Origin of the sequence: Synechococcus sp. W4D4, from assembly GCF_047716805.1 — a bacterium.
Lineage (GTDB): Bacteria > Cyanobacteriota > Cyanobacteriia > PCC-6307 > Cyanobiaceae > Vulcanococcus.
The window spans coordinates 711,135-729,618 of record NZ_CP180404.1 but is presented as its reverse complement, the minus strand read 5'-3'; the positions used below and the strand labels follow the sequence as shown (position 1 = coordinate 729,618).

The window sequence follows — 18,484 nt, the reverse complement described above, 5'->3', positions numbered from 1 at the left end:
GACAGCCACAGAGGGCTCCCTCGCATTGCTGCAGCCGGCCTCGGGACCTCTCCATTGTCTTGCCAAGATGGTCAGCTGTGCTTTGAGCCCCATGCCCCTCTCCGCCCTGGTGCGCCAACTGCAGCAGGTGCCCCTCAGTGGAGAGGTCCTGCAGCGGTGTGGCCGGGACGAGCGGCTACGGCTATCCGGCGCAGGACGAGGAGCCCGTGCCCTGATCAGCAGTGTCCTGGCCAGCTGCGCTGAGGCTCCGCTGCTGGTGGTGGTTCCCACCCTGGAGGAAGCCGGACGCTGGGCGGCCCTCCTGGAGCTGATGGGCTGGGGTAGTGCCCAGCTGTATCCCACCAGCGAGGGCAGCCCCTACGAACCCTTTGATCCCACCAGCGAGATCACCTGGGGACAACTGCAGGTCCTCAGCGAACTCCTGGATGCCGGTAGCCGCTGCGCCATCGTCGCCACGGAGCGATCCCTGCAGCCTCACCTACCGCCGCCGGCGGCCCTGCAAGCCCAGTGCCTCAGCCTGCGCAAAGGGGATGAATTTGATCTCGAGGCCCTCGGTGAAACCCTGACCCGGCTCGGCTACGAGCGGGTCACGAGCATCGAGCAGGAGGGCAGCTGGAGCCGCCGCGGCGACATCGTCGACGTCTTTCCGGTCAGCTCAGAACTCCCCGTTCGACTCGAGTTCTTTGGCGAAGAGCTGGAGAAACTGAGGGAATTCGACCCCGCCAGCCAACGCTCCCTCGATCCCATCGAGGTGGTGCGGCTCACCCCCAGCGGCTACGGCCCCCTCATTGCCGACGCCCTGCGCGAGGGAATGCCAGAGGGCCTCGATCAGCTGCTCAGCCCCGAGGCCACCGAGCAACTGCTGGAGGGGGGAACGCCGGAGGGGATGCGACGGCTGATGGGCCTGGCCTGGAGCGAGCCTGCTTCCCTGCTCGATTACCTACCCGAAGGCACCCTGATCGCCATCGATGAGCGGCGCCATTGCCTCTCCCATGGCCAGCAGTGGTTCGACCATGCCATCGAGCATCACGCTGAAGTCAGCGCGGAGCTCGGCGTCGAGCTGCCGGCCGTGCTCCACCGCAGCCCCGAGGAGGCCCTGGCCGCCGCTGAGGGCTTCCAAGGGTTTGACCTGGCGGAACTCCAGGAAAGCGACAACCACCCCAACAATTTCGACCTCTCCAGCCGGCCCGTTCCGGCCTACCCCAACCAATTCGGCAAGCTCGCCGAGCTGATCAAAGGCTTCCAGAAGGACAAGGCCCGGGTCTGGCTGCTCTCCGCCCAGCCCAGCCGCGCCGTAGCCCTACTCGAGGAACACGACTGCATCAGTCGCTTCGTCCCGAACCCGGCCGATCACCCAGCGATCGATCGGCTGATCGAGCAGAACACCCCCGTCGCCCTCAAAACGAAGGGCACCGCCGAACTCGAGGGTCTGCAATTGCCGGCCTGGAAGTTGGCGTTGATCACCGACCGGGAATTCTTCGGGCAACACTCCCTGGCGGCGAGTGGCTACGTCCGCCGCCGGCGCAAGGCAGCCAGCCGGACGGTGGATCCCAACAAGATGCGTCCGGGGGATTTCGTGGTGCACCGCAACCACGGCATCGGCAAATTCCTCAAGCTCGAGAAGCTGGCGATTGGCAGCGAGGCCCGCGATTACCTCGTCGTTCAATACGCCGATGGCCTACTGCGGGTCGCCGCGGACCAGCTGGGCAGCCTCGGTCGATACCGGGCCACCAGCGACAACCCTCCAGATCTCAACCGCATGGGGGGGACCGCCTGGAACAAGGCCAAAGAGCGTGCGCGCAAGGCCGTGCGCAAGGTGGCCCTCGATCTGGTCAAGCTCTACGCCGAACGGCACAAGGCACCCGGCTTCGCCTTCCCGGTCGATGGCCCCTGGCAGAACGAACTCGAGGATTCCTTCCCGTACGAGCCCACACCGGATCAGGTCAAGGCCATTTCCGATGTCAAACGGGACATGGAGCAACCCCAGCCCATGGACCGCCTGGTCTGCGGCGATGTGGGCTTCGGCAAAACCGAGGTGGCGATCCGGGCGATCTTCAAGGCCGTGACCGCCGGTAAGCAGGTGGCGATGCTCGCCCCGACAACCGTTCTGGCGCAGCAGCACTGGCGTTCGCTCTCCGAGCGCTTTGCCCCTTATCCGATCAAGGTCAGCCTGCTCAACCGCTTCCGCACCACCAGTGAGCGCAAGGTGATCCAAGAGGGTCTCGGTGAAGGCACCGTGGACGTGGTCGTCGGCACCCACCAACTCCTGGGCAAGGGCACCCAATTCAAGGAACTGGGTCTGCTCGTCGTCGACGAGGAGCAGCGCTTTGGCGTCAACCAGAAGGAAAAGATCAAGGCCCTGCGCAAGGACGTCGACGTCCTGACCCTCTCGGCAACCCCGATCCCGCGAACCCTCTACATGAGCCTCTCGGGGGTGCGCGAGATGAGCCTGATCACCACCCCCCCGCCGCTGCGCCGTCCGATCAAGACCCACCTGGCGGCCCTCGACGAAGAGGCCGTACGCAGTGCCATCCGCCAGGAACTCGATCGTGGCGGTCAAATCTTCTATGTGGTCCCTCGGGTGGAGGGCATCGAAGAGGTGGCCGAAGGGCTGCGGCAGATGATCCCCGGCCTACGGCTCCTGGTCGCCCACGGTCAGATGGCGGAAGGCGAACTGGAGAGCGCCATGGTGGCCTTCAACGCCGGCGAGGCGGACCTGATGCTCTGCACCACGATCGTGGAGAGCGGCCTGGACATTCCTCGGGTCAACACGATCCTGATTGAGGACGCCCACAAGTTCGGCCTCGCCCAGCTCTACCAGCTGCGGGGTCGCGTGGGCCGCAGCGGCATCCAGGCCCACGCCTGGCTCTTCTATCCAGGGGACGCCTCCCTCAGCGATGCGGCACGGCAGCGCCTGCGCGCCATTCAGGAATTTGCGCAGCTGGGCAGCGGCTACCAACTGGCCATGCGCGACATGGAGATTCGCGGCGTGGGCAACCTGCTGGGGGTCGAGCAGAGCGGCCAGATGGAGACCATCGGTTTTGACCTCTATATGGAGATGCTCCAGGAATCCCTGGCGGAAATCCAGGGCCAGGACATCCCCGCGGTGGATGACACCCAGATCGACCTGCAGCTCACCGCCTTCATCCCCGGCGACTGGATCAGCGACAACGACGAGAAGATGGCCGCCTATCGCGCCGCGGCCGACTGCAGCAGCCCCGATGGCCTGCTCCAACTCGCGGCCGACTGGGTGGATCGCTACGGCGCGATCCCCGCGCCGGTCATCTCCCTGCTGCAGCTGATGGAGCTCAAGCTGCTGGCCAAGCGCTGTGGCTTCTCGCGGATCAAGCCCGAGAAACCCAACATTGCGCTGGAAACGCCCATGGAGGAGCCGGCCTTCCGGCTGCTGCGCCAGGGCTTGCCCCAGCACCTCCATGGCCGACTGGTCTACCAGGCCGGTTCGGGCAGTACAGCCAAGGTCTTGGCCCGGGGCCTTGGGGTCTTGCCCATGGAGAAGCAGGTGGAGGAGCTCATGAACTGGCTCAAGCAGATGGCCGAGCAGATCCCTGGTGCCGATGGCCTCACGGAAGCCCAGCGAGCCGAGCAGCTCAAAGCCAAAAACGAGGCGGTGCTTGCGGTCTAAGCCAACTGGTCCCCAAAGATGAGCGACCAGCGCAAAAGTCCGTTACAATTCGGTGAAGCAATGTAACGGACACTCATGGGTCCCGGCCTCGGCGAAGTCATCGACCTCAGCACCGGCTTCGGCGGTGGCCTGAGCTTGATCTCCGGACTCATCAGCATGGTGGCCTTAGGTGTCTATGCCGTGCTCCAGTCAGACACCGGCAATGACGACGACGACTCCACCCCTGGTGGCGGACTGATGCAACCGGTCGGAAGCGCCGCCTGAACTCAACGCCCTAGAGCCTTCTCTTCAGCCCGCGGCCCATGCCGTGGGCTTTTTTGCGATCGCCTGTAGTGATCTCGCCTAGTGAACCGGCGCCGCCAGCGCCGCAGGCACATTGGCACTGGCGGGGTTGTAGGTCCGCGACTTGGTCAGGGTGTTAGCGGCCTTCACCTGCTTAAGGAGAGTGGACTCAGCCACGCGGTACTGACTGTCCTTCTGCGTTCCCAGATCCTCCAGCCGCAGGGATTGGATCTCGCGGGCGCTCAGCTTGGCGCGCACATCAGGATCAATCCCATGCTTGTGGATATCGCGGCCGCTTGGGGTGAGGTACTTCGCGATGGTGACGGTCATCCCCGAACCATCAATCAGGCCGCGAACCGACTGCACCAGGCCCTTACCGAAGGTTGTCTCACCCACCAGGACCGCTCGATGGTTGTCCTGCAGGGCACCGGAGAGGATTTCACTGGCACTGGCTGAGCCTTCATTGACCAGCACCACCAGAGGACGCTCGGTCAAGGCACGACCAACAGCCCGCTTGGTGTCTTGGATGCCGTCTCGGGTCTTGGTGGAGACGATCACACCTTCATTGAGCAACTGACGGGCGATCGTGATGCTGGCCACCAGCAGACCGCCGGGGTTGCTGCGTAGATCCAGCACATACCCCTGGACCTGCTGCTTCTCCAGATCCTTCAACGCCTTCGCCATGTCCTTGGCGGCATTGGCGTTGAACTGCTTCAGGCGGATGTAGCCAATCTTGGTGCCATCGGCACTGGTGTTGACCTGGGTATCGACCGCATGGAGCTCGATCCGCGCCCGCACCAGGGGGGTGTCCAGCAGCTTCCCGTTGCGGCGCAGCTGCAAGGTCACGGTGCTGCCCGCCTTGCCACGAATCAGCTTGACCGCATCCTCGGTCGTCATCCCCTTTGTGCTCTTGCCATCGATGGCGGTGATGACGTCCTTGGGCATCACACCGGCGCGGGAGGCCGGAGACCCTTCAATCGGACTGACGACCGTCAGCTCTTTGGTGTCCTTGTCAAGGCTCAGCTGGATCCCAACCCCGGAGAGCTCCCCCGAGGTATCGATCTGCATCTCCTTGAACTCGCGCGGATCAAGGAAGCGCGTGTAGGGGTCGTCGAGGGTGGCCAACATCCCTCGGATCGCCTCGTAGCTCTCCTTGGTGCTGCCATAACTCTTGGAGAGCACCTGACGACGCAGGTCTTTCCATCGATCCGAGGTGTATTTGCCGTTGGTATCGAGATAGTCCCGAAAGACGATCTGCCAGGTCTGGTCAATGACTTCCTTCGGGCTATCGCTCACCAGCGATGCCGCACTGGGCAGCAACAACGGCGGCAAAGAGATGGCACCAACGGCACCGGCACCGGCCAGAACAAGCAGGGCACGATGACGGGTGCGGAGGCCGCGTGGCTGGGTCATCAATGCGCTCCTGACAGGGGAGATTTCTTCAAATTAGCTCCAGTTTCCCAACCTCAGTTGGCGTGAAAACCGGAGAAATCTGAGGGTTAGCCGAGGTCCCTTAAGGATCGACCCAACGGCCGTCTTCCTTGATCAAGGCAATCAAGGCATCCACGCCCTCAGCCTCCGAAACGCGGCGAATCTCATCGCGGCCGCGATACAGGGCAATCACCCCTGGGGTTTTGCCGACATAGCCGTAATCGGCATCAGCCATCTCACCAGGACCGTTGACGATGCAACCCATCACGGCAATGTCCAGACCCGTGAGGTGTGCCGTCGCGTTCCGCACCTTGTTGAGCACATCCTCCAGGTTGAACAGGGTGCGTCCGCAGCTGGGGCAGCTGACGTACTCAACCATGGTCTTACGCAGACCCAGGGACTGAAGAATCGAGTAGCAGACAGGAATCTCTTTCTCCGGGGCCTCGGTCAGCGACACCCGAATCGTGTCCCCCAGGCCATCGGCCAGCAGGGTGGCAATGCCGGCGGTGCTCTTGATGCGGCCGTAGTCCCCATCTCCGGCCTCGGTCACGCCCAGGTGCAAGGGGTAGTTGAAACCTTCGGCATCCATCCGGTCGGCCATCATCCGGTAGGCGGCCAACATCACCGGTGCCCGTGAGGCCTTCATCGACACCACGATGTTGTGGTAGTCGAGGCGATCACAAATTCGGATGAACTCCAGGGCGCTCTCCACCATCCCAAGGGGTGTGTCGCCGTAGGTGAACAACATCCGCTCCGCCAGGGAGCCATGGTTCACGCCGATGCGCAGCGCCTTGTCCTGTGCCTTCAGCAGGCTGACCAGGGGCTCAAAGGTCTCAGTGATTCGATCACCGATCTGAGCGATTTCGTCAGGTGTGAATTCGGTCCGATTCGGATCAGGCTTGTCGAAAACGAACAAACCCGGGTTGATTCGAACCTTGTCGACATGGTTCGCCACTTCCAGGGCGATCTTCATGCCGTTGTGGTGGACGTCCGCCACCAGGGGGACCGGCTGATAGCTGTCCTCCAGGCGTTTGCGGATCTCGCCCATCGCCTTGGCATGGGCCAAGGAGGGCACGGTGACGCGGACGATTTCACAGCCCGCTTCGTGCAGGCGGCGAATGCCCGCGGTTGCACCCTCGATATCGAGCGTGTCCTCGTTGATCATCGACTGCACCACGACGGGGTGCTCGCTTCCGATCCAGAGGTCACCAACGCGAACGCTGCGGGTCTTGCGGCGGCGGATGACCGTGTCGTAACGGGAGGACAGCTGCCCCGCCTCGGGCGTTGCGATTGAGGAGGCAGTCATGGCAGCAGCGTTGGGCAGGCCGGGTGGGCCAAGCCTGTCACAACGGAGCGTCCAATTGGGCCAAGCGGCGCTGCACATCCTGCAGGTCCTGCCAGGTGAGCCACTTGGGAGCCCCCCGCTCCTTTGAGGGATTCCGCAACAAATAGGAGGGATGGAAGACCGGCATCAACCAGCGGCCTTCCCACTGGCGCCACTGACCGCGGATCTTGGTCATCCCGCCCTTAATTCCCAGGAGGCCCTCCACGGCTGTCGCCCCGGCCAAGAGGATCACCGCCGGATCCACAAGGGCGATCTGACGGTCTAACCAGGGCTTACACGACGCCATCTCGAGGGCCGTGGGCTTGCGGTTCTCCGGTGGACGGCACTTCACGATGTTGCAGACATAGGCATCGCGATTGCTGTCGATGCCCACGCTCTCGAGCATTCGATCCAGCAGTTGGCCCGAGCGACCGACAAAGGGCTGACCCTGCTCGTCCTCCTGGGCACCTGGACCCTCACCAATCACCATCAGACGCGCCTGGGGGTTCCCGCGACTCACCACCACCTGGGTACGGCTTGTGCCCAACTTGCACAGGCGGCAACCGTCACAGGTCTCCGCCAAGGCCGCCAAGTCCTGCTCGAGGGAGGTGGCCGTCATGGCGATGCAATCACTCGCCTGCCTCTCTAGCAATCAGCAGCAGGGCATTGCCTTCGGGATCGTTCAACCAGGCCTCCCAGCCAAAGGGCTCCTGGCGCGTGGGCTCCACCAACTGGGCCCCATGCTCTTGAGCCCGGGCGACCGCTGTGCTCAGTGCCAGCTCACCGCCCAGAAGATGGATGGCCAAGGCCAAACGTCCGCGCTGCCGCGGCAGGGGCCTGGAGCGACTCGGGGCATAGATCTCAAGCCACCCTGAGCCAGGCAGCGGCACCCTCCAATGGGTCTGGCTCAACCCCGGCTGCACTCCAGCGCCGCTGACGACGCCGTAGAAGCGGGCCAGGGATGCAGGCTCATCGGCCGCCAACACCAGGCCAACGGACGGGGGTGGCTGTGAAGACATCGGATGAGGGGCCCAGCATGCGGCAGGATGCACAGCATCACCGGTAAGCCGCAAGGCGTTACCCCCTGACGTCGCTGCTCGAATGCCGCGCCCGTTGAAACTCTCCGCCCGGGCCGAAGCGCTGCAGCCTTCGTTGACGCTGGCCATCGCCGCCCGCGCCAAGTCATTGAAGGCCGAAGGACGCGATATCTGCAGCCTGAGCGCTGGCGAACCGGACTTTGACACCCCAGCTTTCATTCGGGAGGCCGCGGCCCAGGCCCTTGAGAGTGGTTTAACCCGCTACGGTCCCGCCGCCGGCGAGCCGGCCCTGCGGGAGGCCATCGCCCAGAAGTTGACCAAGGAGAACCACGTCCCCACCAGCGCCGGTGACGTGCTGGTGACCAACGGCGGTAAGCAGGCGCTCTACAACCTCTTTCAGGTGCTGCTGGAGCCCGGAGACGAGCTGCTGCTGCCGGCTCCCTACTGGCTCAGCTACCCAGAGATGGCCCGATTGGCTGGGGCCTCGGTCCGATTCATCACCAGCTCCGCAGCGGAAGGTTTCCGACTCGACCCAGAGCGACTGGAGGCGGCCATCACACCAGCCAGCAAGTTGCTGGTCCTCAACAGCCCGGGCAATCCCACGGGGATGGTGCTCAGCCGCAGCGACCTCGAGGCGATCGCCGAGGTGCTGCGCCGCCATCCACAAGTCGCGGTGGTCTGCGACGAGATCTACGAATTTCTCTTGGCCCCCGGCCACAGCCATCACAGCTTCGCGGCCGTCGCTCCGGACCTGGCAGATCGGGTCTTCACGGTCAATGGCTTTGCCAAGGGCTGGGCGATGACGGGTTGGAGGATTGGTTGGCTCGCCGGCAACAGCGCCGCCCTGAAGGCCGCTAGCGCTCTGCAAAGCCAGAGCACGAGCAATGTCTGCACCTTTGCCCAATACGGCGCTCTGGCTGCTGTGACGGGCTCCCGCGAGTGCATCCAGACCATGGCAGCCCAGTTCAGCCATCGACGGGAGTTGCTCAGCGATGGTCTCCAGGCCATCGAAGGCGTCCAACTGCTTCCGCCCCAGGGGGCCTTCTATGCCTTCCCGAACATCAGCAGCACAGGCCTGGACTCGATGACCTTCTGCGAGCGCCTGCTTGATGAGCAGGGTTTAGCCGTAGTGCCTGGTGGCGCCTTTGGCGACAACGACTGCATTCGCCTCTCCTGCGCCGCCTCCGACGCCACCATCCAGGACGGCCTGGCCAGGCTGCAGCGTTTTATCGAGACCCTCTAGGGGGAAAATCAGGGATTGCACTGCACTCCCTTCAATGACCATCCGTTTCAGCGGCCGAGAACGTTGGGCCGCCGCGGCCGTAGGCGTCTCGCTTGCATGGCTGCCGGTGGCCACTCCTTTGGCCCTGCCGCAGCTCAGCAGTGCTCTAACCCCCGCCGCGGTGGCGCAGACGAACAAGCCTGTGCTGCGCATCGGCGCCATCCCCGATCAGAAGCCCGAGAAGCTGAACCGGCTCTACGGATTGGTGGCCAATGAACTCAGCAAGCAGCTGGGTGTCGAGGTCAACTATGTCCCCGTCACCAACTACGCCGCCGCGGTCAGTGCCTTCCGCACCGGCAATTTGGATCTGGTCTGGTTTGGCGGCCTGACCGGCGTCCAGGCCCGTCTGCAGAAACCCGGCGCCCAAGTGATCGCCCAGCGCGACATCGACGCCAAGTTTCAATCGGTCTTCATCGCCAACCGCCGCAGCCAGCTCAAGCCCATCTCCAAGATCGATGGATTGAAGGAGCTCAAGGGCAAGCGCTTTACCTTCGGATCCCAGAGCTCCACCTCGGGCCGTCTGATGCCCCAGTACTTCCTGGCTCAGGCCGGGGTGAAGCCCAGCCAGTTCGCCGGTGGGGCCCCTGGCTTCAGCGGCAGCCATGACGCCACCGTGGCCCTGGTACAGAGCGGCGCCTATGACGCGGGCGCACTGAACAAACAGGTCTGGGAAGCCAACCTGGCCAGCGGTAAAGCCAACAATGCCAAGGTCTATGCGATTTGGACCACCCCGGGATATCCCGATTACCACTGGATCGCCCAACCCGGTCTGGACCAACGCTTCGGCGGTGGCTTCACCAACAAGCTGCGCAAGGCCATCCTGAGCTGGCGCACCAGCAACCCTGAACAGAAGGCGATCCTCGAACTCTTTGGTGCCGAGCAGTTCACGGGGGCCAAGGCCAGCGATTACGCCCAGATCGAGCAGGTCGGCCGTCAAATCGGCAAGATCCGCTGATTCCAGGAGCAGAATGCGGGGACCGGACTCGTCCCCGCATTGCCCACGAACCTGCTGGTTGACCTGCTCCTGCTGGTGGCTGGGCTGATGCTCTGGCAGCGCAGCTGCAGCGATGGGGACGAGGTCTGGGTGCTGTTTTTGCGTTCCATCGCCGCCATTGATCTGGCGGTGATCCTGTTCAGCAATGGGGTTCTCTGGTTGGAAATCCCCCTGCTCGTTCTGGTCTTCGGCCTGCCGTCGGTGGCCAAATTGGAGAAACGGGAGGGTCGCGGATGAACCCGCGTGGCCCCGACATTTTCGAACTCACCCTGCTGGGGCTGATCCTGGCCCTGATGGTGTTCCGCTTCACCCAGACCTAAGGCCCACCATGAGCGCACCCGTCTTGGAGTTGAGGGGGGTCAGCGTCAAGGGACGCCAGCAACCCAGGCTCGATCAGATTGAGCTCAGCGTCCAGGCCGGTGAGCGCCTGGCCCTACTGGGTCCCAGTGGTGCGGGCAAAAGCACACTGCTCGCCGTCGCCAATGGCCTGCTCCAAGCCGACCAGGGGGAGGTGTTCTGGTCCGGTGAAGCGATGGCTCGACGCTCCCGGCTGAAACGCCGTCAACAGCGGCGGATTGGCACGCTGTGGCAGGACCTGCGCCTGATTGATGAGCTCAGCGTTCAGCAAAACCTCAACTGCGGCCGGCTCGGCCAATGGGGCTGGCCTCGGGCGATCTTGAACCTGCTGCTGCCGTTAGAGACCGAAGCCTGCAGCGCTGCGCTACGGCAACTGGATCTGGACCCCATCCTGCTGAACCAGTCGGTGGCGGAGCTCTCCGGCGGCCAGCGCCAAAGGATCGCCATTGCGCGCCTGCTGCGGCAGGACCCCTTGCTCTGGCTTGCAGATGAACCCCTCGCCAGCCTCGATCCGCGTCTAGCGAGCGAATTGCTGGCGCTGCTACTGGAGCAAACCGAAGCGCCGAGGGCACTGGTGATGAGCCTGCACAGGCCCGATCTCCTAACGGGCTTCAGCCGCGTGCTGGGTCTGCGGGACGGGCGCATCCTGTTCGATTGCTCGCCCACGCAACTCAAGGAGGACGCGTTGCAGCGCCTCTATGCCGGTCGCAGTGCAGCTTGAAAGTCGCCGCGCCGCTACAGGTCCTGATCCCCGCAGTGGTGATCCTGCCTCTGGCCGTGGTGCTGCCAGGGCTCTGCCATGGCGGGGGCTGGGACTTGATCGGAGCCTTTGCCGCCGCCGCTCTACAGCCCTCCTTCGATCCGATCGTGCTCGCGTCCCTGCTCAAGGGACTGGGGGTGACCGTTGGGGTGGCCCTCTTGAGCTGGTCCCTGAGCCTGCTGTTGGGACTGGTGCTTGGGCTCGCCAGCTCCCGGCTGGTCTGGACCACCTTGATTGGAGGAGCGCTGCCAGCCGAGCTGCTGCGGCGACTCCTGGCCCTGCCCCGATCGATCCATGAACTGATCTGGGGCCTACTCCTGCTGCAGGTGCTGGGGCTGCAGCCGGCGGTGGCGGTGCTGGCGATCGTGATCCCCTACAGCGCCTTGGTGGCCCGGGTGATCAGCGACCAGCTCGATGCCTTGCCCGATCAACCGCTCAAGGCCCTCTTGAGCAGCGGCAGCGGCGGCCCGGCGGCCCTGATCACGGCGATTGGTCCGCCCCTGCTGCCCGGAGTCATCAGCTACGGGGGTTACCGGCTGGAGTGCGCCCTACGCAGCGCCACCCTGCTGGGGGTCTTTGGCCTGGGGGGCCTAGGCAACGAACTCCTGCTCACCCTCCAGTCCTTGGAATTTCACGAACTCTGGAGTGGCCTGTGGCTCCTGCTAGCGGTGATGCTCAGCCTGGAGAGCCTGATCCGCACCCTGCGCAAGCGCTGGGGATTGGCCAACCGCTTTGGCCGGCGGCAGGCCGGTGTGGGCCGTCGGGGCCAGGAAATTCTGATCCTCTTCGCGCTGCTGCTGCCCCTGCTGCTCGCCATCGCCCAGAACCTGGGGATCGATCCAGCGGCCCTTCTCCACTGGCAACCGCTACCGCCGATGGATGGCAGCAACTGGCAGGACGCCTTGGCACTCCCCTGGGGACGGTTGATCAGCAACACCCTTTGGCTGACACTCCTCTCGGCCTGCCTGGCGGTCGGCGGCGCGCCCCTGCTGCTGGTGCTGGTGGCCCCCTGGCCCCTTGGTCAGCAGTTGCTCAGGCTGCTCTGGGCCCTAGGGCGGCTCTGGCCGCCGCCGCTGACGGCTTTGTTGCTCCTGTTTGTCTTTCAACCGGGACTCTGGACAGCAGCCCTGGCCTTGGGCTTTCACAACCTCGGAATTCTGGGGCGGTTGTTGCTGGAGGGAACGGAGACCTGCAGCGGCGCCCCAGAGGATGCACTGCATAGCCAAGGCGTGGGCCCTCGAATCGCCCTCCTCTACGGGCGTCTGAGCGCATTAGCCCGCTCCTATCTGGCCTATGGGGCCTATCGCAGCGATGTGATCCTTCGGGAGACCGTGGTGGTGGGGATGATGGCTGGAACCGGCTTGGGAACGCAGTTGCAGGAGAGCCTGAGTTCCTTTGCCTGGGATCAAATCTCCCTGTTGCTTGTGGTCTATGCGGCACTCACCCTGGTGGGTGAAGATCTGAGCGATCGCGCCAGACGGCGCCTGCTCTAGCCCAGATCCATGGTGTTGGCCGTTCCCCGCAAGTTGATCGTGCTTGGGGACAGCGGCGTCTATGGCTGGGGGGATCCTGAAGAGGGGGGCTGGTGCGAGCGCCTGCGGCGCCACTGGATGGGACTCCCCGGAGGACCGGTGCTCTATCCCCTCGGGGTGCGCGGAGATGGACTGGAGCGGGTGGCAGCCCGCTGGGCCGGCGAGTTCAGTTGCCGGGGGGAACTCAGGCGACAGCAGCCCCAGGGCATCCTGCTCTCCGTCGGACTGAACGACACCGCTCGGGTGGGTCGCCGTGACGGTCGCCTCCAACTCGATGCCGAAGCATTTTTGTTCGGTCTGCAGCAACTGCTGAAACAGCTGCAAGCAACGGCACCGCTGCTGGTGCTGGGGTTGACCCCGGTGGATGAGCACGTCATGCCCTATGCCGATCTGCTCTGGTACAGCAATGAGCAGATCCGCCAGTACGAGGGCCTCCTCGAGGAGGCCTGCATGGAGGCCGACGTTCCGTTCCTACCGCTACTGGAATCACTGCTGGCGGATCCTGCTTGGCTGCAATGGCTCTCTCCAGACGGGATCCACCTCAACAGCGATGGGCATCGCCAGGTCTATGAGCGGGTGCGGCAATGGAGCCCGCTGCTGAGCTGGGCGGACTTGCAACCACTCAGCGCCAGCACCCCCCTCAACTGAGGGAAATCACACCCCCCCGGGGGTGACTCAGACATTGGGGGAAGGCGTTGAGGGTGAGAGCAGAGCACCCCATCCGCTATGGCAACGCATGAACAGCAGCAATGGCTCTTGGCCCGTTACCTCAAGTGCCGGAACAACGAACACCGCAACGCCGTCGTGGCCGCCAACCTGCCCCTGGTCTGGAAGGTGGCCCGGCGTGAAAGCGAACGCAGTGGCCACAGCTTTGAAGATTTGGTTCAAGAGGGCGTCAGTGGCCTGATCAAGGCAGTCGAGCGCTTTGAACCAAGCCGGGGAAACACCTTGAGCACAGCGGCTGTGCCCTGGATTCGAGGGGCGATGCGCCACTACCTCAGGGACCGGTGCCGCGTCTTCAGTGGGGCCCGCAGCGTGATCGAGTTGCTGCAGAGGGGAGCGGCCCTGCAACGCCGCCGCCAGCTCCAAGGTTCCAGCGCGTTGGACGACAGCTCGCTTGCCCAGGCCTTGGGCTGCTCGCCGCAGCGCTGGCAAGAGGCCCAGGCCCTGCAGGCCTGTTTGCGGATCGCCAGCCTGGACCAACCCGGGAGCGGTTCAGATCCTGAAACACCTCTGGTGGAGCAACTCAGCGATCACCAGGCGGCAGGTCAGTACAGCTGGCTCGAGCGCTGTGAGCTGCGCCGGCAGCTGTGGAGGGGACTGAAAACCTTGAATGCCAGTCAACGGCGACTCGTGCTGGCCCGGGTGCTGCAGCAGCGAACCTGGCAGGAACTTGGAGCGATGGTGGGGGTCAGCGCCAGGGCAGCCCAACGGCGCTACCAACAGGCCTGCGCGCTGGTGCGTCAACAGCTGGTGACGGCGAACTAGGCGAAGGCCAAGCGCACGGCCAGCCCCATGGCCAGCAGGGCTGCGATCAGGGTCTGCAGGGCATTGACCAGCTCATTGCTGAGCCAAGGAAAGCGGTCCTGGACCGTGGCGCCAATCAGGCTTTCGATCAAGGTCGCTGCCAAGCCCACCAGCGCCACCAACAACCAGGTCTGACCGCCCTGGATCAGGCCCAACTGGAGCATCACGAAGGCCATCAAGGCACTACCGCCGGCGCTGGCCGCGGTCCCTTCCAGGCTGATGGCCCCTTCAGTACCAGGGGCAACGGGCTTGAAGGTTGTGATCGAGACGGTGTGGCGGCCCCAACGCTTGCCGATCTCACTGCCGCAGGTATCGCCCAACTTGGCGGCAAAGCTGGCGGCAAAGCCGATCTTGAGCAGGATGACCGGCGCCATGGGCCAAACACTCAACAGCGCCAGGGCAGCACCCGTTGCCGCTGATCCCCAGACGTTCTCGGGACCGCGCCGGCCCCCTCGCCCCTCCGCCAGGCCCTGCTCCTGCTTGCGCCGGTACCCCAGACGGGTCACCAGCGATCCCAAGGCCAGATACAGCGCCACTGCCCACCAGCCCGGCCAATCCAGGCTGCCGAGCAGCACGGTGCCAAGGATGCCGGCATGCACCCAGCCCGCACGCGTCAGCAGCGGAAGCCGCTGGGCTGCAGCAATCAGCACAGCATTGATCGCCAGGGCTGCAAGCCAGTGCTGCAAGCGCTCTGGGCTCAGCAAGATCAGCAGATCGAGCATCCCTGGAATCAGCGACTGGCTCCAGAAGAACACAACAGCTGAAACTTCTGTTGCACAGCCCTAAGGCCGCTGTTCAGATGCACCGGCAGCAGCGGATAATCCTTCAAACGGTCAATAACCGGCGCCATGGTGTTCAACCGCAAGGGCAGCTTCTTCCTCGAGCTCGATGAAAAGGCCGCTGAGAAGTCGGTGACTGTGGCTCCCGTCGCCGAGAAGCCCGCCAAGGAAGCGAAGGCCGCCAAAACGGAAGCCAAAGTTGAGGTGAAGGCCGCCGCCGCACCTGCATCTGCCGTCCAGAGCGAAGCCGCCGCTGCCCCCACTGGCACCTCGCAAACCACCGCAGAAGCAATCGCCGCTGAGCTGGCCGCGGAACAGGCCGCTCGTCCGGCCAAAACCGACGCCACCTTTGCTCCGGACTGCGTGACTGCCGGTGGCGCACTGCCCATGCGCCGCCGCCGCGCTGGTGCCAACATCGCCGGCTTCCGCGGCATGGCCAGCGGCATGTTTGGCAAGAAGTAAGGCTGATCTGAGCTAGACCCCGCAGCGCTCAAAGCGGGTGCTGCTCAGGCTGCTCAACCCACTGATGCAGGCCGTTGAGCTGCGCAGGATGCGAGGGCCCAGATCCACGGGTTCCCATCCAGCCGCCTCAGCGGCCTGTTCTTCGTCCGGGGACCAGCCCCCCTCAGGACCACAGGCCAGCCAGAGGCCGGGGAGGTTCTCCAGGGGCAGATCCGCGAGGACTGAACCCAACAGCGGCAGGCCATCTCGACGGGTGGTCATCCAGAGCCCGGCGTCCTGCTGATCCTTCAGAGCCAAAAGCTGATGGACCGTCATCGGCTCCTGAATCTGGGGAGACCAGAGACGTTCGCACTGCTCCGCCGCCTCCGCGGCGATGCTGCGCCATCGATCCAAGCGCAGGCTGCCTTGAACAGCAGTTCGATCGCAGAGAAGCGGAATCAAGCGATCGACCCCCAGCTCCACCGCCATGCGCAGGACGACTTCAAAGTCGCGCTTCACCACAGCGGCGGCCAAGACCAAGTGCGGAGTCGGCGGCAGATGCCGCTCCAAGGGGGCCTCCAGGCTCTGCTCCAACTGGGCTGAAGCGGACTCCCCAAGCACGGCAGTCCAGAGGGAACCCCGACCATCGATCACTGCAAAGCGGTCCCCGACGCAGAAGCGCAGCACCCGGGTCAAGTAGCGCTCCTCCTCACCGGTCAACGAGACCAGCGGAGCCAAGCGCTCTGGAGCAATCAGCAGCCGACGCAGCTCCCGGACCATTGCGCTACGCGTCTGGGGCGCCTACGGGGAAGAGGCTTTCGGGGTGGTCCTCCACAGGCCAGTCGTCATTGGCACCACCGATCAGGAGCTCCTCGATCTGAACCACGTCGGAGTCGATCTGCCGCAGGGTGTTGATCAGGACATCAAGGGCAAAGCCATCGCTGGTGCCCAGATCCATCCAGCAGCGAGCCCACGAGCCCTGATACTCGATTTCACCCATGTTGTGCATCAGGGCTGGCATGGCCCGCTCAGCGGCCTCGCCGTCGTAGCTCATCCAACTGACCTCGGCGCCCTCGTCATGGACCTGGAGGTTCTCCGCGTTAAAACCGCCCAACTTGCCCAGGAAAAACCAGCTGTCAAAGGTGGTTTCGATATATCCCCGCTCTCCTTGGCCCGGGGGATTACTGAAACGCAACCAGAGCCAGCAATTGAAGGGGTCAAATTCTCGAAAGCGAATCTCCATTGCAGCGCAGCGCAGCAGGGCTTGCTCCCATCAAACATGCTGGTGGCACCTGACGGCCATCGGCCACCGATGCTTGAGCTCGACGCGCTCTGTTATCACGCTGCAACGGCTCCTGATCCGGTGTTGCGGGGCGCCAGCCTGCAGCTGGAGCCTGGACGTCTCGCACTGGTGGCCGGACGCAGTGGCTCCGGGAAGTCCACGCTGCTGGAGCTGATCTGCGGACTGGCGGATCCCAGCAAAGGGGAAATCCGATGGCATGGCAAAGCGGTCAATGCCCGCCAACGCCGTTGGCTCTGTGGCTTGGTCTTTCAATTCCCTGAGCGCCATTTCCTTGGACTGACCGTCGGCCAGGAACTGCGTCTCGGCCAGCGGCGCTTGCCCAGCGAAAAGGCCGAGGCGGTCTTGAACCAGGTCGGCCTCAGTGGTCTGTCCTTCCAACAGGCCCCCGAGGAGCTCAGTGGCGGTCAACAGCGCCGTCTGGCGATGGCAGTCCAACTGCTGCGTGACCCCAAGGTGCTCTTGATGGATGAACCCACCGCTGGCCTGGACTGGTCCGTGCGCGCGGAGATCATCGACCTCATCGATCAGCTCAGCCGTGATCGCATCGTGCTGATCGTCACGCACGAACCGGAGCTGTTCGAGCCGCTGACCGAACCAGGACAGCGCTGGACCCTGATCGATGGGCAACTCCAGCCTGCGCTCATCCCCTGCTGAAGCGCCTGAATACAGTGCCTCGAGCAATGGCCTGGGCATGTCAGATCGGTTGGTGCGAGCAACAGCTGCAGGGGGTGGGATCCGCCTGGTTGCTGTCAGCACCAGCACCACGGTCCGCTATGCCCGCCGTCGCCACAACCTCTCGTTTCTAACCACCGCCCTGCTGGGCCGGGCCATGACGGCGGGCTTGCTACTGGCCAGCTCCATGAAGGTCGCCCATGGCCGGGTGAACCTACGGATCTCCTCGGATGGCCCCCTGAAGGGACTCATGGTCGATGCCGGCAGGGACGGGACAGTGCGCGGCTACGTCGGCGCGCCCGAGCTGGAACTCGATCTGGTGGACACGGTCGATGGGGCCCATCAGTTCGACTTCAAGCAGGCCACCGGCACCGGCTACCTCCATGTGGTTCGGGACCTGGGTGAGGGGGAACCCTTCAGCTCGACGGTGGAGCTGGTCAGTGGCGGCATCGGCGATGACGTGGCCTCCTACCTCTTGCACTCCGAACAAACGCCCTCGGCGGTTTTTGTCGGCGAGCGCATCGACAGCAGCGGCCTGAGGCACGCCGGTGGCGTTCTGGTCCAGGTGCTCCCCAAGGCCGCCCGTGAGCCAGCCCTGGTCGCGCTGTTGGAGGAGCGCTGCCGAGAGATTGAGCACTTCAGCGACCGGCTGGCCGCCTGCGAGGGCAACCTCGAGGCGCTGCTCCAGGACATCTTTCCCGACCTCGATCCCCAACTGCTGGAGGACGCCGAGGCCAGCCAAGACATCACCTTCCACTGCCCCTGCAGCCGCAAGCGCAGCGTCAATGCCCTCAAGCTGCTGGGCCGCGATGAGCTCTCAGAGATGCTCAACGAGGACGGCAAGGCGGAACTCACCTGCCATTTCTGCAATGAGGTCTATGACATCCAGGCCGCAGAGCTGCAGGAGCTGATCGACGAGCTCTCCCCCGCGGCCTAGCGCCTGAAAAAGTGTCCTCAGACCATCACTAGAGGGACCAGAGCGGAGCTGTAACAGGGGAGCCCTGCAGGACCCTGGCGATGACCTGGTTTCCCCACTGCCTGAACTGCAGTCACTTCTGGCTCAATGACTCCCACCAAAGCGGCTGTTGCCGGCTTTGGGCAATCACCATCCCCGCAGGGT

General features: G+C 64.2%; 19 protein-coding genes. 12 read left to right on the top strand and 7 right to left on the bottom strand.

Annotation, left to right across the window (positions count from 1 at the left end; translation table 11 throughout):
* The first annotated feature begins 91 nt into the window (after positions 1-91).
* Together mfd and ACLM42_RS03940 are read left to right on the top strand one after the other, a co-directional pair.
* Positions 92-3,643 (top strand): transcription-repair coupling factor, encoded by a 3,552-nt coding sequence (gene mfd, locus ACLM42_RS03945; protein ID WP_415399809.1) that lies wholly within the window; start codon positions 92-94, stop codon positions 3,641-3,643.
* A 75-nt stretch (positions 3,644-3,718) separates the two neighbouring features.
* A complete protein-coding gene (locus tag ACLM42_RS03940; RefSeq protein ID WP_415399808.1) occupies positions 3,719-3,907 on the top strand; it encodes a hypothetical protein in 189 nt (62 codons plus the stop codon).
* 78 nt (positions 3,908-3,985) lie between these two features.
* Here the strand turns inward: ACLM42_RS03940 and ACLM42_RS03935 are convergent, their stop codons facing one another.
* The 4 genes from ACLM42_RS03935 to ACLM42_RS03920 form a co-directional block, all read right to left on the bottom strand.
* Positions 3,986-5,338 carry a S41 family peptidase gene (locus ACLM42_RS03935; RefSeq protein WP_247911200.1) on the bottom strand — a complete coding sequence of 451 codons (1,353 nt, stop codon included), beginning with the start codon at positions 5,336-5,338 and terminating at the stop codon, positions 3,986-3,988.
* A gap of 100 nt (positions 5,339-5,438) precedes the next feature.
* Entirely contained in the window at positions 5,439-6,662 is a 1,224-nt protein-coding gene (gene ispG / locus ACLM42_RS03930) for a (E)-4-hydroxy-3-methylbut-2-enyl-diphosphate synthase (protein WP_247911204.1), read from the bottom strand.
* A 37-nt stretch (positions 6,663-6,699) separates the two neighbouring features.
* Positions 6,700-7,299: a uracil-DNA glycosylase gene (locus ACLM42_RS03925; RefSeq protein ID WP_247911205.1), complete on the bottom strand. Its 600-nt coding sequence runs from the start codon at positions 7,297-7,299 to the stop codon at positions 6,700-6,702.
* Positions 7,300-7,309: 10 nt separating this feature from the next.
* Positions 7,310-7,699: a VOC family protein gene (locus ACLM42_RS03920; RefSeq protein WP_415399807.1), complete on the bottom strand. Its 390-nt coding sequence runs from the start codon at positions 7,697-7,699 to the stop codon at positions 7,310-7,312.
* An 82-nt stretch (positions 7,700-7,781) separates the two neighbouring features.
* Here ACLM42_RS03920 and ACLM42_RS03915 point away from each other — a divergent pair, with 82 nt between their 5' ends.
* From ACLM42_RS03915 to ACLM42_RS03885, 7 genes are all read left to right on the top strand, one after another.
* On the top strand, positions 7,782-8,960 hold the full coding sequence (locus tag ACLM42_RS03915; protein ID WP_415399806.1) for a pyridoxal phosphate-dependent aminotransferase: 1,179 nt from the start codon (positions 7,782-7,784) through the stop codon (positions 8,958-8,960).
* 34 nt (positions 8,961-8,994) lie between these two features.
* Complete coding sequence (locus tag ACLM42_RS03910) at positions 8,995-9,954, top strand: putative selenate ABC transporter substrate-binding protein (protein ID WP_415399805.1); 960 nt, start codon at positions 8,995-8,997, stop codon at positions 9,952-9,954.
* 39 nt (positions 9,955-9,993) lie between these two features.
* Positions 9,994-10,230: a hypothetical protein gene (locus ACLM42_RS03905; RefSeq protein WP_247911213.1), complete on the top strand. Its 237-nt coding sequence runs from the start codon at positions 9,994-9,996 to the stop codon at positions 10,228-10,230.
* 91 nt (positions 10,231-10,321) lie between these two features.
* Positions 10,322-11,071 carry a phosphonate ABC transporter ATP-binding protein gene (locus ACLM42_RS03900; RefSeq protein WP_415399804.1) on the top strand — a complete coding sequence of 250 codons (750 nt, stop codon included), beginning with the start codon at positions 10,322-10,324 and terminating at the stop codon, positions 11,069-11,071.
* Positions 11,068-12,603 carry a phosphonate ABC transporter gene (locus ACLM42_RS03895; protein WP_415399803.1) on the top strand — a complete coding sequence of 512 codons (1,536 nt, stop codon included), beginning with the start codon at positions 11,068-11,070 and terminating at the stop codon, positions 12,601-12,603. The genes ACLM42_RS03900 and ACLM42_RS03895 overlap by 4 nt, the downstream gene beginning before the upstream one ends.
* 9 nt (positions 12,604-12,612) lie before the next feature.
* Entirely contained in the window at positions 12,613-13,290 is a 678-nt protein-coding gene (locus ACLM42_RS03890) for a GDSL-type esterase/lipase family protein (protein WP_415399802.1), read from the top strand.
* A 78-nt stretch (positions 13,291-13,368) separates the two neighbouring features.
* Entirely contained in the window at positions 13,369-14,130 is a 762-nt protein-coding gene (locus ACLM42_RS03885; RefSeq protein ID WP_415399801.1) for a sigma-70 family RNA polymerase sigma factor, read from the top strand.
* On the opposite strand, the gene ACLM42_RS03880 is transcribed toward ACLM42_RS03885, so the two are convergent.
* The gene (locus ACLM42_RS03880) at positions 14,127-14,891 is read right to left on the bottom strand and encodes a DUF92 domain-containing protein (RefSeq protein ID WP_415400122.1); all 765 of its coding nucleotides are present in this window, start codon (positions 14,889-14,891) and stop codon (positions 14,127-14,129) included. The genes ACLM42_RS03885 and ACLM42_RS03880 overlap by 4 nt on opposite strands.
* Positions 14,892-15,017: 126 nt before the next feature.
* Here ACLM42_RS03880 and ACLM42_RS03875 point away from each other — a divergent pair, with 126 nt between their 5' ends.
* Positions 15,018-15,410: a hypothetical protein gene (locus ACLM42_RS03875; protein ID WP_415399800.1), complete on the top strand. Its 393-nt coding sequence runs from the start codon at positions 15,018-15,020 to the stop codon at positions 15,408-15,410.
* Positions 15,411-15,422: 12 nt separating this feature from the next.
* On the opposite strand, the gene ACLM42_RS03870 is transcribed toward ACLM42_RS03875, so the two are convergent.
* Positions 15,423-16,169 carry a 16S rRNA (uracil(1498)-N(3))-methyltransferase gene (locus tag ACLM42_RS03870; RefSeq protein ID WP_415399799.1) on the bottom strand — a complete coding sequence of 249 codons (747 nt, stop codon included), beginning with the start codon at positions 16,167-16,169 and terminating at the stop codon, positions 15,423-15,425.
* 4 nt (positions 16,170-16,173) lie between these two features.
* The gene (locus tag ACLM42_RS03865; RefSeq protein ID WP_247911220.1) at positions 16,174-16,632 is read right to left on the bottom strand and encodes a DUF3531 family protein; all 459 of its coding nucleotides are present in this window, start codon (positions 16,630-16,632) and stop codon (positions 16,174-16,176) included.
* A gap of 69 nt (positions 16,633-16,701) precedes the next feature.
* On the opposite strand from ACLM42_RS03865, the gene ACLM42_RS03860 reads away from it, so the two are divergent.
* Both ACLM42_RS03860 and hslO read left to right on the top strand, forming a co-directional pair.
* On the top strand, positions 16,702-17,346 hold the full coding sequence (locus ACLM42_RS03860) for an ABC transporter ATP-binding protein (protein ID WP_247911221.1): 645 nt from the start codon (positions 16,702-16,704) through the stop codon (positions 17,344-17,346).
* Positions 17,347-17,383: 37 nt separating this feature from the next.
* Entirely contained in the window at positions 17,384-18,301 is a 918-nt protein-coding gene (gene hslO, locus ACLM42_RS03855; RefSeq protein WP_247911932.1) for an Hsp33 family molecular chaperone HslO, read from the top strand.
* Positions 18,302-18,484: the final 183 nt, after the last annotated feature.

Excerpts from the sequence above, each read along its gene's own strand:
- ACLM42_RS03865 (WP_247911220.1), bottom strand. The coding sequence starts at position 16,632 with ATGGAGATTCGCTTTCGAGAATTTGACCCCTTCAATTGCTGGCTCTGG.
- ACLM42_RS03890 (WP_415399802.1), top strand. The coding sequence starts at position 12,613 with ATGGTGTTGGCCGTTCCCCGCAAGTTGATCGTGCTTGGGGACAGCGGC.
- ACLM42_RS03860 (WP_247911221.1), top strand. The coding sequence starts at position 16,702 with ATGCTTGAGCTCGACGCGCTCTGTTATCACGCTGCAACGGCTCCTGAT.
- ispG (WP_247911204.1), bottom strand. The coding sequence starts at position 6,662 with ATGACTGCCTCCTCAATCGCAACGCCCGAGGCGGGGCAGCTGTCCTCC.
- ACLM42_RS03910 (WP_415399805.1), top strand. The coding sequence starts at position 8,995 with ATGACCATCCGTTTCAGCGGCCGAGAACGTTGGGCCGCCGCGGCCGTA.
- ACLM42_RS03915 (WP_415399806.1), top strand. The coding sequence starts at position 7,782 with ATGCCGCGCCCGTTGAAACTCTCCGCCCGGGCCGAAGCGCTGCAGCCT.
- mfd (WP_415399809.1), top strand. The coding sequence starts at position 92 with ATGCCCCTCTCCGCCCTGGTGCGCCAACTGCAGCAGGTGCCCCTCAGT.
- ACLM42_RS03925 (WP_247911205.1), bottom strand. The coding sequence starts at position 7,299 with ATGACGGCCACCTCCCTCGAGCAGGACTTGGCGGCCTTGGCGGAGACC.
- ACLM42_RS03935 (WP_247911200.1), bottom strand. The coding sequence starts at position 5,338 with ATGACCCAGCCACGCGGCCTCCGCACCCGTCATCGTGCCCTGCTTGTT.
- ACLM42_RS03875 (WP_415399800.1), top strand. The coding sequence starts at position 15,018 with ATGGTGTTCAACCGCAAGGGCAGCTTCTTCCTCGAGCTCGATGAAAAG.
- hslO (WP_247911932.1), top strand. The coding sequence starts at position 17,384 with ATGTCAGATCGGTTGGTGCGAGCAACAGCTGCAGGGGGTGGGATCCGC.
- ACLM42_RS03940 (WP_415399808.1), top strand. The coding sequence starts at position 3,719 with ATGGGTCCCGGCCTCGGCGAAGTCATCGACCTCAGCACCGGCTTCGGC.
- ACLM42_RS03885 (WP_415399801.1), top strand. The coding sequence starts at position 13,369 with ATGGCAACGCATGAACAGCAGCAATGGCTCTTGGCCCGTTACCTCAAG.
- ACLM42_RS03900 (WP_415399804.1), top strand. The coding sequence starts at position 10,322 with ATGAGCGCACCCGTCTTGGAGTTGAGGGGGGTCAGCGTCAAGGGACGC.
- ACLM42_RS03870 (WP_415399799.1), bottom strand. The coding sequence starts at position 16,169 with ATGGTCCGGGAGCTGCGTCGGCTGCTGATTGCTCCAGAGCGCTTGGCT.
- ACLM42_RS03920 (WP_415399807.1), bottom strand. The coding sequence starts at position 7,699 with ATGTCTTCACAGCCACCCCCGTCCGTTGGCCTGGTGTTGGCGGCCGAT.
- ACLM42_RS03880 (WP_415400122.1), bottom strand. The coding sequence starts at position 14,891 with ATGCTCGATCTGCTGATCTTGCTGAGCCCAGAGCGCTTGCAGCACTGG.